This window comes from Halomonas sp. IOP_6, assembly GCF_021151565.1.
In the GTDB taxonomy this organism is placed as follows: Bacteria; Pseudomonadota; Gammaproteobacteria; order Pseudomonadales; family Halomonadaceae; genus Vreelandella; species Vreelandella alkaliphila.
This window is the reverse complement of record NZ_JAIRBO010000013.1, coordinates 1-16,026: the sequence shown is the minus strand read 5'-3', so window position 1 is coordinate 16,026 and position 16,026 is coordinate 1. Positions and strand designations below refer to the sequence as shown.

Below are 16,026 nucleotides of genomic sequence, written 5' to 3'. Positions count from 1 at the left end.
GACTTACCCCCTAGTCCACATGAATAACCACCTCAACGCGACGATTTCGCGCTCGCCCTTCGACAGTATCGTTATCTTCTAGCGGCTGAGTTGCGGCTAGTCCAACGGCTCGCAAACGCTCTGGAGCAACCCCTGCGGCTTCAAGTGCCTCAACGATCGCAATCGCCCGCGCACTTGAAAGCGCCCAGTTGGACGAAAACTCTGGGGTATTGATAGATTGGCTATCGGAGTGTCCCTCTACCCACACTTCCCCCTCGAAGCGCTGGATGGTATCCATCAATGATCCTACTAACGATGAGCCACCTTCTGTCAACTGAGCATCGGCAGAGGGAAATAGCAACCGATCTTGTACACGCAGGCTGATACCTTCAGCGACTCGGGAAACTTCAACGCCTTCCAGGTTAGGTAGGTACGTCGAAGCCTCCACACGCTCAGACAATCTCTCATCAAGTGCTAATGCGCTATTAATCGCCACGTCAGATACTTTTTGTACATTGATAGGTGGACGGTCGGTGAGCACTACCATGTAATCGGCCAACGGCGAAACAGACTGACGCTCATCGGTGGGCAGTAGCAACTGCGGAAGCCTACTATTGGCAGTCGATGGCTGGGTATCTATCGATACTTCTTCAATCCGCGCCAATAAAGGAGGCACCTCCACAACAGCAGTGCGAGCTTTAGGCAACCCTGCCACACCCAACGCAGCGCTAATCGCAAACGGGCTGAGCGTATCACTGCTAGGTGATACGCCGAGTACTGTGCGCTGCTGACGGGCTTCAGCAAGCGCATCCGGCAGGGGTATTTCTCTAGCAGGTGACGACTCATAGCCGTACTCATCGGCTGTTTCTTGCTGAAACAATGATGGGCTTGTCACATTAGCCGCAGCAATAATAATAACGAACAGGGCTACCAGTAGCGTCATAATGTCAATATAGCTAATCATCCAACCGCTATTACTTTCATCTTCTGGATAAGCGGTTAGCAATGAATCATGACGCGGACCAGCGCGATGGTCTTCAAGCATGGGGGGGTTCACTCATTCAAGTTTTTAACCTCGTGGCCGATCTAGGGTAAGCGTGGCAAACTAGTCTATCAAAAGCCGTTTCGTAGCGAGAAGGAACAATCAGGTGCGCACCCGACCTATGTCATCAAGAGCTCATTCATTAAGCACTGAGCCATCATCGACCCAATCGTCCATTGGCCGACTATTTCGCCCTGTCGGCATTGGACTGGCGAGCCTGATGCTAAGCGGCTGCTTTTATGCCAATACATCGCAGGCTCCCATTGCGACTACCTATCCTTATAGTGAGCAGCAGCGCATGCAAGCAGCCCAGCACTGGGAAGTGCTAGCCCAACACGAAGCAGCAGGCATTCTTCGCAATGAACGGGTTCGCTTTAGGGATCTCCATATCCCAGCACAAGAGCATACGTCAGTTAGCGCCTATTACGGTGGCGAATTTGAACGTGGCTTTCGCACGCTATTAACAAGCGAACTGGTGTCACGCGGGGGAAGCGTGATGACGCAACCCAACACTGGCGGTGCCACCGTTCAAGTGGACGTAGAAGTTGTTGAGCATCGTGATCGCGGCTATATACGCCCACCGTTTGGTGCATACACCGCCCTTGCCGGTGGCGTGACCGTGGCTAGCATGGCACTAGGAAACTGGAGCGAGCCTGCGCTTGCATTAATTCCCGCTGCGATGGTGGCAGATACGACCAGCGGCAGTTGGACTTATGAGGGCAAAGAGGAGGTTATCATCACTACCCAGATCGTTGATAGTGAACGCATTCTCTACTCCTCTTCTAATATTTATTACATAAATGCTGGTGACCGACGTCACTATGCGCCACATCGCGTTCCTCAAGCGCCTGCAACCCCAACTGTTTCTATCACCGATACTTGGTAATTACATGCTTTCACTCTCCCACTCTCTGTCTCCACTGCGCGGCTTAGCAGTTGGTGCACGCCTGCTTATCGTTGCGTTGTTTATGCTGTTTTTGGCTGGCTGCACTGCACTTGGCAATAACAATAGCATGCGAAATGCCGAGCCTCAGCCAGACCTTTCCGAACTAGCCCATGAAGCCGCCGCACAAATGGTGGCCAGCAATCCAGATCTTACACGCCATAGCCCGATGATTGCGGCTACCTTTGTAAGTATTGATAACTTAAGCCAGTCGTCTACGTTTGGCCGTATTAGCTCTGAAATTATGGCGTCCGCCCTCGCAAGGCAAGGCATGCAGGTACGCGAAGTCAAAATGCGTGACAGTATGTTTATTGAAGAAACCGTTGGCGAATTAATTTTATCCCGCCAAGTCCAACGTCTTAGCGCCCAGCACAATGCACGCTCAATACTGATGGGTACTTATGCACAAGGCCAGGACTATCTCTATGTGAGTGCACGGGTAGTTCGCGCTGGTGATGCGATGGTGCTTGGCAGCGCTGACTTTAAGCTGCCGCTGGATAATAACACCCGAAGCTTATTGGAAGGCCAAGGCGGCTGGTAATCGATTCACCTCTTGCCGCGACACGAATGAAAAGGATGAACATGCCCACCCGCACAAGCAAACCACTTATCGTGGCCACTAGTCGCTTGATAAAGCTATGCGCAAACATTACCAAGCTGCTTAGCTATATTTTTCATGCCGTGCTGCCGAACAAGCGCTTCACGCTGCCAGCCTATGCCGCGCCTTGGCTGGCACCTAAAAATGATTCGACTATTCCACGGATTATTTGGCAGACCAACTTCACTAATAGAGTGACCCTTCCGGTTTACCTGAACTATTTGTTTAATCGTCTCATGGCCCCTCGTTTCGAATATCGTTTCATGATTACCGAGGCGCGGAGTGACTTTATTAAAGAAAATTTCGACGACGCTCTATTCACCAGCTATTCAAAGTTACAAATTGGTGCGGCGCAGGCTGACTTTTGGCGCCTAATGGTGCTTTACAAATACGGCGGCGTTTATCTCGATATTGACGCACATGCCATCTGGCCGCTTGCCCGCGTTGTGCCTACCGATATTGACGAGCTCTACGTTACGACCCGCAAAGGTGAGCTGAGCAATTACTTTATCGCCAGCAAACCAGGCAACCCCAACCTACGCAGACTGATTGATCAAGTGCAGCAAAACATTGAAGAGAACACTCTCACCAACGTGTTTGAGCTCACTGGTCCTGGCGTATTTATTCAGCTATTAGATCAACGCACCGTACCCACGGTGTCGTATCGCCACGCCTGCAATCAAGGTAATTTCACGAACGAGCACTTCCAATACATTGATAAAAAAGCGGGCAAATGGACCAGAGAGCAGAAAAAAGTCAGCATCATTCGCCAAGAAGAGCCTTGATCTTCAGATCGACTTGATGCCAATAAAAAAGCGCTAACCATATAGGTTAGCGCTTTTTTTATCGTTTTTGCTTTATCCCTGTTTGCTTTACCATGCCACTACTGTTCGGCCTGGCAAAGCGAGCCAATGTTACTTGTAAACAGGGAAGCGGCCACATACTTGGGCCACTTTATCGAGCACTTGGGCTTCGATTGAGCTGGTGTCCTCACCTTTAGCAAGTACATCTAAGATGTCACAAATCCAACTAGCCAGCTGGCTGCACTCATCTTCACCGAAGCCACGGGTAGTAACGGCAGGCGTACCAATACGCAAACCAGAGGTCACGAATGGGCTTTGCGGATCGTTAGGCACCGCGTTTTTGTTCACAGTGATGTGAGCGCGGCCCAGGGCAGCGTCTGCATCTTTACCGGTCACGCCCTGCTTGATCAAAGACAGCAGGAACAGGTGATCTTCAGTACCACCAGACACGATATCGTAACCGCGGTCGATAAACACCTTGGCCATCGCCTGGGCGTTTTTAACCACCTGCTGCTGGTAAGCTTTGAATTCAGGCGCCATGGCTTCTTTGAAGCAGACTGCCTTGGCGGCAATAACATGCATCAACGGGCCGCCCTGGCCACCAGGGAAGACAGCAGACTGCAGCTTTTTCTCGATATCCGCATCGTTTTCAGCGGAGAGAATAACGCCGCTGCGTGGGCCACGCAGGGTTTTGTGTGTGGTAGATGTCACGACGTGAGCATGGGGCAGCGGGCTCGGGTAAACGCCTGCAGCAACCAAGCCAGACACGTGCGCCATATCAACCAGCAAGTAGGCACCTACTTCATCAGCGATCTCACGGAACTTAGCCCAATCGACAATTTGCGAGTAAGCAGAGAAGCCAGCAATGATCATTTTGGGCTTGTGCTCACGAGCAAGCTCAGCCACCTGATCATAATCAATCAAGCCCTGCTCGTTCAGCCCATACTGAATAGCATTATAGTGCTTGCCAGAGAAGTTAGGCTTGGCACCATGGGTTAAGTGACCACCGGCATCCAGGCTCATCCCCAAGATGGTGTCACCCGGCTTTACCAGCGCTTGGAAAACCGCGCTATTGGCCTGAGAACCAGAGTGAGGCTGAACATTCACGTAGGTCGCGCCGAACAGCTGCTTGGCATAGTCGATCGCAAGATTTTCAGCGATATCAACAAATTCACAGCCACCATAGTAGCGCTTACCTGGATAGCCTTCGGCGTATTTATTGGTCAGCTGGCTGCCTTGCGCTTCCAGTACGCGGGGGCTGGCGTAGTTTTCAGAAGCAATCAATTCAATGTGAGCTTCCTGGCGTGCAACTTCTTTTTGCATCGCATCAAAAAGCACATCATCGAATCCGGCAATTGTCATATCGCGGCTGAACATCGGCGGGAACCTCGTTACAAAAGGATCATCATGGGGAAACTAGGGCGCTATCATAACGCAGCCTGACGCGACTTTCATCGCATCCGCGTCAGGTCGTGCATGAGCGTATTTCATGTTGATGTCGTCATCAAAAAACTGACTAACTGGTCAACCGCGCTACTTTAGCTCATAGGTGAACGTAAACTGCTCAGTACTCGCCATCGGGTTCATCATGAATTGGTTAAAAGTAAACGGATTGGGCAATGCGACATTGACCGTTAAGGCTTGGGAATGGCCAGCCATAATGTCGACCATCCCGGTCATTAATTTGGTTATTTGCGAGCCTAACAAGGGCTCAAGCTGACGAGCCTGCCTCAGCGCCATAGAGACTGCTTGCGCTTCGGTAATATTCTCGTGCGCGGCGATCTCGGTAGTTAATCGCGGCAGCAACCCTTCATCGGTATAAGCCACAACGACCTCACCACCATGCAACGTGGCGGATTCAAACAACGCAGGGTTTTGCATTGCCTGCTCAATGGAAACGCTTTTTGGCAAACTGATCGGCAAATCAAGTCTGTATTCAATTCCCGCAGCACTACTCAAGCGCACATAGCCATCAGCGATCAAGCGGTCGGTTTCCCCCTCTTCCGCCCAGCGGGAGTGACTGCGCCCGTCAGCCTGTAACTGACCACTTCCCCCTGTGAGTATTTTGTTAAAGGTTTCGAACTCTTGTCGTTGCTCAAGTGGCAATAAAGGCAGCAGCCCTCCAATATCAAAAAATGCGCCTTCGAAGCCTGCATCACCCACATAGGAATTGCCTTCTACCCAGGCGCTATCCAACGCTACGCGCCAACCATCCCCGGACAGATCCATGCCATTCAACGCGGCATGTTCCACGCTCTCTTCCCCAGGCGTATCAATTCCGGTTAGCTGCTCAATGCGCAAATTAGCGAGCGAAAGAACCGAACTAATCCCACTTTCCAAGTCATTAAAATCGGCACTGACGCCCTGCATATCGAACAAGCCAATGGCGCTACTGCTGACCTCTTCAAGCGTGAGCGTCTCAATGTGCAGGTGCCCCTCAAGCGGGGGAGAATCTAGCTCACTAAAAAACTCATCCGCTGCCTCACCCTGTAGGTTTAGCGTGATGTCACGCGCATTCAGCGCCTTCCATACCATGCCTGGCGCACTCATTTCATCAATCGACGGCACTGCTTGCGCAGCGTTAGGCAATTCAATGGAGGCAACGCTGAGAAAAGGCAATGAGTTACCTGCCTCGCTAATGGCCATACCGTCAATGACTACATTGTCTGGACGATGATAGTCACCCTCAACGAGGTAACGTTCGATAGTAAACACATCGCCATTCGCATAAGTGATAGCAATATCCTCAGCGACAACAGCGTCAGGCTGCTCATACACTTGGGCAACTGTGAATGCGCTCGACTCACTACCTAGCCGCTCACGAAGCTCTGCTTCAAGCTGCTGAGGTGAAGCATTCACCGCACCGGAAAGTAGCAGCAACGAAACCCCAGCAGTAAGCTGGCGATGACCTACAGACACAGACATGTCATGACCTCCTTGTGAGAAGCGCTAAGCATAGCACTTGGTAAAGTTTTGTTAAGCCTCACCAAGCAACCCCAAGCTCGCCGCAGGCGCTTGACGCCGCAGGCTATAAGAAAGGGCATGTCCGATAATGCCAATCAGTAATGCGCCCCCTAAGGGCAGAACTAGCCATAAGCTCACATGCAGGCGCGGTGTTAAATCAAGCCAATAGAGATAAAGCGCGGCAGTGGCAAACTCTGCAAGGAAGGCCCCCATCAAACCGCTGGCAAAACCGAGCAGCGCATATTCAGCACCTTGTACCCGTGAAATCATTCGGTTACCTGCACCAAATACACGCAGCAAGCCGCTCTCATGGGCGCGTACCGGCCGACTAGCCGTCAGTGCTGCATAAAGCACGCTAACGCCAGCCATCAGAACCAGAATAAGCACTAGCTCTACCGCTCGGGTGACCTGGGTAAGCACCTCGCGCACTTGGCCTAAGATGGCATCCACGTTGAGCAGTGATACGCCTGGAAAATCATTAACTAATTGTCGGATTAAGCTCTGCTCTTGTTCTGGCAAGTGAAACGCGGTGATAAAGCTATGGCCAAATGATTCAAGTACGCCCGGTGGAAAAATAACGAAGAAATTTGGGTTAAAGCTATCCCAGTTAAGGCTGCGTAGGCTCTCAATACGGGTAGTGATCGTATCACCGCCTACAGAGAACGTTAGCTCGTCGCCTAACCCAAGGCCAAGGCGCTCTGCTAGTCCATCTTCCACGGAGATGGGCACAACGTTAGCAGCTTCCTGAGGCGTGGCCTCCACCTCACTCATCCATCCCTGAGGCTCACGCGGTTGTGAAAACCACTCTCCGGCGACGACCTGATTACCTTCGGGCAACTCTGATTGCCAGGTAAGATTCAGTTCACGGCGCAGCGAGTTATCACCTCTGGCATCAGGCGGAACGGCTTCTATCGGCGGCTGACCGTTAATAGCACTGATTCTTCCGCGCACCATTGGGTATAGAGTGCTTTGAGTCTCCACCCGCGGAGCAACCGCATCTTCGAAAGCATCTCGCTCACTGGGCTGAATATTGATAGCAAAGTAATTAGGGGTATTCGCCGGCAACTGATCTTGCCAGGTGGACAATAAATCCCCCCGCACTAGTACGATCATCGCCATCGCAAAAAACGTGACCGAAAACGCCAGCAGTTGTCCAAGCCCTGCTTGCTTTCGACGGGCCAGCTGCCTGCCGCCCAACCGAAACGCTTGGCCCCACTCACTTCCACCGGAAAGCCGTTGAACAGCTTTCAACAGCCCGTTTAGCAACAGCGTGCTAGCCATCCATAGAAGCCCTAACAAGGCCGCACCGCCAATGAGTAGCGCCAGTGCAAGCGAAAAACTGCCTGAGTAAAGCCACAACAGGCCACCAAACACTAGACTCGCCACTCCCACTACTAACCAAGCAGACGGCGGTAGTGGGTCAAGCTCACGACGCAACACTTTCAGCGCACTAACACGCTTAATGCGTAACAGTGTGGGGCCAGCAAAACCAACCAGCACCGCAAGCGCAGTAAAAATGCCCAGCCAAAGCGGCATAATGCCGGGGGGTGGTAAAGTCATAGGCAGAAAACTTGTTAACAGCCAAAGCAGCACAGCCTGACCAATAAGCCCTAACAGCGCGCCAATAATTGCGGCCATCAGTGCGAGTCCCATTAGTTGCAGGGTAAAAATAGTCACCAGTTGATATTGACTAGCGCCGAAGCAGCGCAGCAACGCCGCGGTGTCCAGATGGCGTTCAACGTAACGACGAGTCGACATAGCCACCGCGACGCCCGCTAATAATACCGCCGCCAATCCGGCAAGCCCAAGATAACTCTCAGCGCGTTGAAGCGCGTTGCCTAACTGAGGACGGTCAACACGTACATCACGTACGTCTACCCCATTACGTTTTAGTTCGGCCAGCAAGCCCTGTACTTGCTCCAGTGCTGTAGGAGGCCCAGCAGCAAGCAGTTCAAACTCGAGCCGTGACCCTAACTGCACCAATCCTGTTGCTTCCAAGTCGGCGGTATTAAGCATTAAACGAGGATTAAAATTACTAAAACCAGCCGACTGATCCGCCTCGCGCTCGATAATCCCACTAATAAGCAGTTCTGCTTGGCCTACTTGAACACGGTCGCCTATCGCAATGTCAATCAGCTGCGCTAACCGTGGGTCTGCCCAGGCTTCCCCAGGCGGTGGGCCTGATGCAATCTGCTCAACCCCGTTACCACGATCCACATGAGAAACGCCATAGTGAGGATAGACATCATCCACCGCTTTCAAGCTAGCTGGCTGGAAGCGCTCACCACGACTAATCATTGACACTAGATCAACCTGATCACTCAGCGTAAACCCCGCTTGCTCTAGCGTGGTGCGTAGCTCCTCAGAGAATGGCTCGCGCTGCTCAAGAACTAAGTCGCCACCCAGCATCTGACCTGCTTGGCGCTCTAACCCACGCTCCAGGCGATCTAAAAAAAAGGCGATCATGGTAGAAGCGGCAACGGCCAACACCAGCGCGACAAACAGTGCGCGAACATCAGCGGCACGTAAGTCACGTTTCAAACTACGTGCCGCAAGCCGCCAGTTTATATCACTCATCGCCACCCCCGTTTACAGCAGCGGTTGGTTCAAACGGCATTAACTGCCCGTTAGCCAGGCGTAAACATCGGTCGCAGCGGCGTGCAAGTGCGTGGTCGTGGGTCACTAAAATTAGCGTCGTGCCTGCTTCACGGTTTAGCGTGAAGAGCAAGTCAATAATCTGTGCCCCCGTATCAGGGTCAAGGTTACCGGTTGGTTCGTCGGCAAAGACTAGCTCAGGGTCGGTAACGAATGCGCGTGCAATGGCAACGCGCTGCTGCTCACCTCCCGAAAGCTGCTTAGGCAGATGTTCTGTGCGCTCACCAAGCCCGACTCGCTCAAGCCATTGAGCCGCGGCCTGAGTTTCTCCTGCTCGGGGAGACAGCTCTAACGGCAACAGCACATTTTCCAATGCACTTAACGTCGGTAGCAGCTGAAAGTTTTGAAATACAAAACCGACTCTTCCAGCCCGCAACGCAGCACGCCCATCTTCATCCATTTGGCTCAGCGGCTGGCCAAATAGCGTGAGCTCACCATCACTGGGCGTATCCAACCCTGCCAACAGCCCTAGCAAGGTCGACTTACCAGCACCGCTTTTACCAAGAATGGCAACACTTTCTCCCGCTGCCACGCTAAGCGCAAGGTCGTGTAAGATAGTTAGCGAACGTTCACCGCTTTTCACCTGTTTAGAAAGTTTTTCAGCATGAAGTACTGGCTGGTGAGCTTGCTTGTGAGGAACCTTGCTGGCGGTGATGGTGTCGGTGGTGGGCTGATGCGAAGAGGCAATATCGGTTGGCAAATTAGTTGTTGGGTTCAAGTTGGCTTTTGGATTCAAGTTGGCTTGTGGATCAGAGGAGTAAGACATGAAGCATGGCATCCCTGTAGCGTGGCAAAGACTGAACCGCATGGTAACCGGAGGGTTGCTGGCACTGATAGTCATCTTTAGCGCGCCGGCACTCAACGCCGACCAACGCCCAACACTTTTAGTCATGGGCGATAGTCTTAGTGCCGCCTATGGTATAGAGCAAGAACGGGGCTGGGTCACGTTATTGGCTGAGCGGCTAGAAGGTGAAGCCCAGGTTATAAATGCCAGTATCAGCGGTGAAACGACGTCCGGCGGTGCACAACGATTGGCTAACATCATCGGACAGCGACAGCCTGATATCGTTCTGTTAGAGCTCGGTGGCAACGATGGATTACGTGGCCTTCCGCCTACTCAAATGCGTTCCAATCTAGCTAGTATGATTGAACAAAGCCAACAGGCAGGTGCTGACGTACTGCTTCTCGGCATTGATATTCCGCCCAACTATGGCCAAGCCTACCGTGATGCCTTCACAGGCGTTTTCCATTCGTTAGCTGATGAGTATGACGTGTCTCTCGTCCCTTTCTTGTTGGAAGACGTAGCACTTAACGAACAACTGATGCAAGACGACGGCATTCACCCTACCGCCGAGGCTCAGCCAATTATTTTAGACAACGTCTGGCCAGCACTGGAACCACTGCTCGACAGCGTGTTTCAAGCATCCGCCAAATGAGGTGACGACAGTCCTCCCTCCGCGTTTAAAGCTAGTACTTTCTAATGAGAAGATATTACTGAGGAGATAGTGCACTTTAACGCAGTAGCTTGTAGGCTTAACGCTTATTAACTATTACTCATGGCGTTTATGCCTGCCTCCTCTCGCTCCCAACTTAAACAACTTACGCGTCGACAGTTTTTAGCTACTGTCGGCGCTGTTGTGCTGAGCGCAGGATTAGGTTTTCACGCCTCGCCTGCAACAGCCTTCAACCCCCAACGATTACGGCAGAGCATGCAACAACAGTATGGCCAAAGCGGTCTTGCTGTTTTAGAAGAGTGGTTTGCCATGGTGGAGCGTTTGCGTGAGCAAGAGGTGCAAATGCAACTTCGCGAGGTCAACGACTTCTTTAATCGCCGAGTACGTTGGATTGATGATATCCACGTATGGGGACAAGAGGACTACTGGGCGACGCCATTAGAGGCCATGGGTAAAGCACAAGGCGACTGCGAAGATTACTCCATTGCCAAGTACGTCACCCTGAAGCAACTAGGTGTTCCCGGTGAACGCCTGCGCATGATTTATGTTCGGGCACGCATTGGCCGCAGCCAGATCACCCAGGCACATATGGTACTTGGCTACTACTCAACGCCCAGTGCCGAGCCGTTAGTACTTGATAATATTGCGCCTTCTATTACCCCTGCTTCTCAGCGCACCGACCTAGACCCAGTATTCAGTTTTAATAGCGATGGGTTATGGGCTGGTAGCACAACGCAATCACGTGCCGACCCGTTAGCGCGACTATCACGCTGGCGCAATGTCGTTGAACGGATGCAATCACAAGGTTTTATTTAAGAGGATTAAGCACTATGTCGCTGATTAAACAGCTCTGGCTGGCCATTATTGCGCTACTGTTGCTTTCGTTTATCGGCAGCCTTGCGATCAGCATCACTTCGAGCCGTGACTATATCGAGCAGGAAGTGCGCATTAAAAACGAAGACAATGCAACGGCATTGGCACTTTCCATGAGCCAGCTCGATAAGGACGTGGTAACACTAGAACTGTTAATCTCCGCACAGTTTGATACTGGCTATTATCGCCGCATTACCCTGCGAGACACCGAAGGCCAGGTGCTCATTGAGCGTTCGGCCAACGAATATAGTGGCGATGTACCCGCCTGGTTCCGCAACGTTATTCGCTTTGATGTGCCGATTGGCACGGCAACGATTCAAGACGGCTGGCGGCAATTCGGCACGCTTGAACTCGAAAGCCAGCACAGTTTCGCCTATACCTCTTTGTGGCGCATTATGCTTGAGCTTGCAGGCTGGTTCTTGCTGGCCGGCGCTATCAGTCTCGCCATTGCCACCGTTGTGGTGCGCGGTATCAAGCATCCTCTGGTACGGGTTGTCGCCCAGGCAAAAGATATCAGCGCCCGACGCTTTACCACCATTAAAGAACCCCGCACGTTAGAGCTACGCGAAGTGGCCCAAGCAATGAACGTTCTGTCTGCTAGTGTGCACCAAATGCTCAGCCAGGAAAGCCAAAAACTGGATGAGCTACGTCGCCACCTGCAACACGATCGTGTCACAGGGGCGCTCAATCGCGATGTGTTTATGAGCCGTTTATCATCGTTACTGGGGAGTGAAGATGCCCGTGCCACGGGGCTGATGATAATGACCAGAGTGGAGTCGCTTGAAATCCTCAATGAACAGCTAGGCCACCAAGCTACTGATCAGTTACTCAGTGAGTTAGTGACACAACTCTCTCAGTTGGCCCCCACGCCAGAAGAAGCACTGGTTGGGCGATTAAACGGTAGTGATTTTATCCTCATGCTGCCTTTAGAAGCAGAGGCTAGCGCACTCATACCGCGTCTTCGTCAAGCACTTGATAGCATCGCGCTCACGGCGCCCAATATCGGCATGCGTTTACCAACCGCTGTGGTTGCCTACACACCTCATGATGATCGAGGTGGTTTATTGGCTACGTTAGACGACGCCCTTGCTGAAGCCGAAAGTGCGAGCGCCCACACCACAGTTGCTATACGAGAGCATCAGCATAACTCTCTCTTTGGCAATCATGCCGAATGGCGTTCGGCGCTAAATGCCGCGATTGCGCTGGGCCCCCAGCTCGCTTATTTCCCAGTTATTGATGCCCACCACGACGTACTACATTACGAATGTCCTGCTCGCCTAGAGCTTGCCAATCACTGGCAAACAGCTGGCACGTTTATTCCCTGGATCTCGCGCTTTAACTTAGAGCCCGAGCTCGATATTGCCGTGGTTAAGAAAGCCCTTGAGCAACTCGCTTACAATCCAGCGCACGCCATTGGCATTAATCTTTCAATTGCCTCAATCACTAATGCTGAGTTTGTTATTGAGCTAAGAATGTTGCTCGAAAAACAACCTCAACTTGCCAAACAGCTGTGCTTCGAAGTGCCCGCTATGTTGAACAGCCACGCTATTGGTAGCCTTCGCGGCTTATGTGCCGCGCTAAGGCCATTAGGTTGTCAGTTTGGAATTGAACATGTCGGGGCAGAATTCACCAAACTTGCCGATTTACACGACATCGGGCTGGCCTATCTAAAAATAGACAGCAGCTTGATTGGAGGGATTCATACCTCTCACGAACAGCAAACCATCGTGCGAGGTATGGCCACGCTATGCCACTCCCTTGGCATTCAGGTGATCGCAGAAGGGGTGACTGAACAAGCTGAATTGGAAAGCCTCTTCAGCGTAGGCGTTGACGGAGCTACCGGCCCAGGCGTACGCGCATAAGCATCTTCGATAAGGAAGCCATGAACAACAAGGCGTTACAGAGTAACGCCTTGTTAGATAATACCGCCATCATCACTAATCAAATTGACATCATTCTTCGCACGCAACGATTTACGTTCCATGATTTTACTCTGCGCCGCCGAAGGCAAGTCAGTAAAACTAAGCACGCCCTTCTCTAGCAGCACTTCCAGCATATCTTCCACTACCCGTACAAACGCTAAGTCAGATGCAATAAATTGTGCTGACTGCCCCGTTTGCTCAGCTAGAAAAGCAAACACTTCTGACGAATCATCATTAATAGTGTCATTACACTCAGGCGATGGCTCCTTACTGAGCATCACGATCTCCCCTTGGGCATTGCGTTTGATGTAAAGCATAGCGGCTTCCTCTGTAAGTAAAAGCGCTTAAGTGTCGCTAAACGTAACACGTCATTAAAAACTACGAGGCCGCCCAGTGGGCGGCCTGTTGGGGTAGATAAAGGTTATTCGATATCTAGCTTGCCATTTTGGATCATATGGAGGATGACATCCTGTGATCCGCCACCACCAAAGTCAGAGAAGCTCTTACCCTCTAAACGAATAACTTGATCAGCATTCTCTTTATCGCCTGCCAAGCTTCCTTCAGAGTTGACATACAGCACTGTATCACCGCTGTCTTCTTCGGCGACAATATAGGCATCTAGCGAGTCACCGTTTTCATAATCCAATAACTCACCAATATCCAGTTTATCGCCTTCACCCGCGTTGAAGTCCATCACTGTATCAATGGCAGGGTTATCCGCAGTGCCCTGGTCGTTTAACTCCCACTTGAAGGTGTCAGCGCCTAGGCCACCGAAGAGCAGATCGTTACCTTCGCCACCAATAATAGTGTCGCTACCAGCGCCGCCGATTAAGATATCGCTACCAGCACCACCATCGATAGTATTACCACCACCATCAGTACGCACAGTATCGATTAAGGATTCCCAGTTTTCCCGAACATAGTCAAGAATCTGGTCATCATTAGGCATTGTTCCATTATGAACCTCCCACTTCAGGAACTCTCGTAGCCCTTGATAACCCAAACCGTCGTGACTACCTGCAGCAAATAAAGTGCCTGTGTCTTGGTTCGTCCATTGGAGGTGGTCAGTATTGATAGCATCACCGAAGATAATGTCATCTCCCTGACCTCCAGTAATGACGTCATCGCCCAGAGATTCAAGCTCATCGAACTCGGAACCTCCCTTAAGGGCCGCAGCTAAATCAGCAGCAGTATTAACAATATCGACTTCACCTATTGGACCAGTAACACCTCGCCAGCCACTCCAGTTGTTACCAAACCATTCCGTAGCGGTTCCAGCGAAATCGGTATTATCAAAGAATTTGAGATAATCTTCCGATATCCCGGTGCCAACACCAATGGCATTCACAGAACTCAAACCAGAAAGTTCAGCAAAGGCATCTACAGAAGCTTTGAACACGTCGTAACTGGTTGAACTACCTGAACCACTCACGCCACCCCAGGAGTTATAGTAGTAGGTCGGGTCACCATCGGTTAAGAAGTAGCTCAGATTCTCGAAGTCAGCCGCATCAGGTTTAGCATTCTGCTGATTAAACCAATCAGCAGCTTTCTGGAAACCAGCCATATAGTTGGTTCCACCACCGGCGTCAAGATCATCAATAGCATCAATAAGGCTCTGCACATTACTGGCATTCAGGTTTTCGATAGTGACGCCACTATCTGCATCTCTGGCAAAGGGCACTAGCTGAACATTGATAGTTCCTTCATGATCTTTCAACTGATGAGCCAATTGAGTCAATGCTTGCTTTGTCAGCTCCATTCTATCTAATCCTGGAGTGCCAGATGCATTATCCATACTACCGGACGTATCAACGATCAAGGAAATGTTGTAGTTAGTGGCAGGGTCCACAATCGTGACCTTCCCGCCACGGTCACCTAAGATGACATCGTCACCACCACCACTTTCAATTGTGTCATCGCCGTTTCCTCCCACATTGAGCAACGCAGGTGGCTGAACTTCAAATGGCCGATCAGTCTCTGCCTCATAGGCATTACCGTATTGATCCACCCCTATGACATTAGCCGTAATCTCGCCTGAGCTCAGGCCAGCGACTTTATCCGCTGGTACACTCACAGACCAGGAGCTGCCATCACCATCGACGGTGGTGGTATAGACCTCGCCTCCAATAGTAACCTCGATCGCGTCGCCAGCCTTGGCATCGCCGTCTACGCTACCGGTAATCGGCTGTGCTTCCTCGGCCTCGCTATTGCTCAGGAAGTCATCTCCCCCGAAGGCTGGATCAATGGTAATCGTGGCTTCTGGAGCTACATTGGCAACGTCTTTACTGTCGTCGTCACTGGCGCTATTGCCCGCAGGATCCGTGACCGTGGCACTCACACTTACGTTAGTCGCACCTTCGCTCACAGCTACCCAAACAGTAACACCGTTATTAATGTCTTCCTGATCCAGCACTACGGTGGTCAGCGTGTTACCGCCCGCATCTTTAACAACCAACGTATCGCCAACCTTAGTACCTGCTTGGAAAGTAACTAAGGCTTCTACGCTATCAGGCTCGCCAGCAGCAATCTCATTAATGTTGTAGACATCGTCATCGCCCGCTCCTAAGAGCGCAACGCTGACCGTCGGCGCAGTGGCGTCGATGGTACCGGTGTCGGTGTCGCTATCGCTGTTGCCCGCCGGGTCGGTGACCGTGGCGGTGACGCTCAGCGCAGTGTCTGTGCCGTCCAGATCAGTGATGGTGACGGTGACACCGTTGTCCAGGTCGTCCTGCGTCACTTCACGATCCAGTAGCGTGTTGCCCTTGCCGTCGGTGACCACCAGGGTGTCGCCCA

The 16,026-nt window shown here is 51.7% G+C and carries 13 protein-coding genes; 6 read left to right on the top strand and 7 right to left on the bottom strand.

Features of this window, described 5'->3' with window-relative positions; all coding sequences use genetic code 11:
- Positions 1-10: 10 nt before the first annotated feature.
- Positions 11-1,024 (bottom strand): OmpA family protein, encoded by a 1,014-nt coding sequence (locus tag K7H08_RS17095; protein WP_120386632.1) that lies wholly within the window; start codon positions 1,022-1,024, stop codon positions 11-13.
- A 217-nt stretch (positions 1,025-1,241) separates the two neighbouring features.
- Between K7H08_RS17095 and K7H08_RS17090 the strand changes: the two genes are divergently transcribed.
- From K7H08_RS17090 to K7H08_RS17080, 3 genes are read left to right on the top strand one after another with little or no spacing between them, the layout of a single operon-like run.
- Positions 1,242-1,907 carry a hypothetical protein gene (locus tag K7H08_RS17090; protein ID WP_051626520.1) on the top strand — a complete coding sequence of 222 codons (666 nt, stop codon included), beginning with the start codon at positions 1,242-1,244 and terminating at the stop codon, positions 1,905-1,907.
- Positions 1,908-1,911: 4 nt separating this feature from the next.
- Positions 1,912-2,505, top strand: coding sequence for a FlgO family outer membrane protein (locus tag K7H08_RS17085; protein ID WP_038486114.1), 594 nt, complete (start codon positions 1,912-1,914; stop codon positions 2,503-2,505).
- Between the two features lie 41 nt (positions 2,506-2,546).
- Positions 2,547-3,347: a glycosyltransferase family 32 protein gene (locus K7H08_RS17080; RefSeq protein WP_120386630.1), complete on the top strand. Its 801-nt coding sequence runs from the start codon at positions 2,547-2,549 to the stop codon at positions 3,345-3,347.
- A gap of 129 nt (positions 3,348-3,476) precedes the next feature.
- On the opposite strand, the gene glyA is transcribed toward K7H08_RS17080, so the two are convergent.
- The 4 genes from glyA to K7H08_RS17060 form a co-directional block, all read right to left on the bottom strand.
- Positions 3,477-4,742, bottom strand: coding sequence for a serine hydroxymethyltransferase (glyA, locus tag K7H08_RS17075; RefSeq protein WP_120386629.1), 1,266 nt, complete (start codon positions 4,740-4,742; stop codon positions 3,477-3,479).
- A gap of 156 nt (positions 4,743-4,898) precedes the next feature.
- The gene (locus K7H08_RS17070) at positions 4,899-6,290 is read right to left on the bottom strand and encodes a hypothetical protein (protein WP_231658603.1); all 1,392 of its coding nucleotides are present in this window, start codon (positions 6,288-6,290) and stop codon (positions 4,899-4,901) included.
- A 51-nt stretch (positions 6,291-6,341) separates the two neighbouring features.
- The gene (locus K7H08_RS17065) at positions 6,342-8,906 is read right to left on the bottom strand and encodes an ABC transporter permease (protein ID WP_231658602.1); all 2,565 of its coding nucleotides are present in this window, start codon (positions 8,904-8,906) and stop codon (positions 6,342-6,344) included.
- The gene (locus tag K7H08_RS17060) at positions 8,899-9,750 is read right to left on the bottom strand and encodes an ABC transporter ATP-binding protein (protein ID WP_231658601.1); all 852 of its coding nucleotides are present in this window, start codon (positions 9,748-9,750) and stop codon (positions 8,899-8,901) included. Before K7H08_RS17060 ends, K7H08_RS17065 begins: the two co-directional genes overlap by 8 nt.
- Here K7H08_RS17060 and K7H08_RS17055 point away from each other — a divergent pair.
- From K7H08_RS17055 to K7H08_RS17045, 3 genes are all read left to right on the top strand, one after another.
- Positions 9,749-10,420: an arylesterase gene (locus tag K7H08_RS17055; protein ID WP_231658600.1), complete on the top strand. Its 672-nt coding sequence runs from the start codon at positions 9,749-9,751 to the stop codon at positions 10,418-10,420. The genes K7H08_RS17060 and K7H08_RS17055 overlap by 2 nt on opposite strands.
- 120 nt (positions 10,421-10,540) lie before the next feature.
- On the top strand, positions 10,541-11,254 hold the full coding sequence (locus K7H08_RS17050) for a transglutaminase-like cysteine peptidase (protein WP_231658599.1): 714 nt from the start codon (positions 10,541-10,543) through the stop codon (positions 11,252-11,254).
- Positions 11,255-11,268: 14 nt separating this feature from the next.
- Positions 11,269-13,173: an EAL domain-containing protein gene (locus tag K7H08_RS17045; RefSeq protein ID WP_231658598.1), complete on the top strand. Its 1,905-nt coding sequence runs from the start codon at positions 11,269-11,271 to the stop codon at positions 13,171-13,173.
- Positions 13,174-13,226: 53 nt separating this feature from the next.
- Here K7H08_RS17045 and K7H08_RS17040 read toward each other — a convergent pair whose 3' ends face one another.
- Complete coding sequence (locus K7H08_RS17040; RefSeq protein ID WP_089037379.1) at positions 13,227-13,550, bottom strand: tryptophan synthase subunit beta like protein; 324 nt, start codon at positions 13,548-13,550, stop codon at positions 13,227-13,229.
- Between the two features lie 104 nt (positions 13,551-13,654).
- The coding region (locus K7H08_RS17035; protein ID WP_231658597.1) for an Ig-like domain-containing protein at positions 13,655-16,026 on the bottom strand (2,372 nt) is incomplete at its 5' end.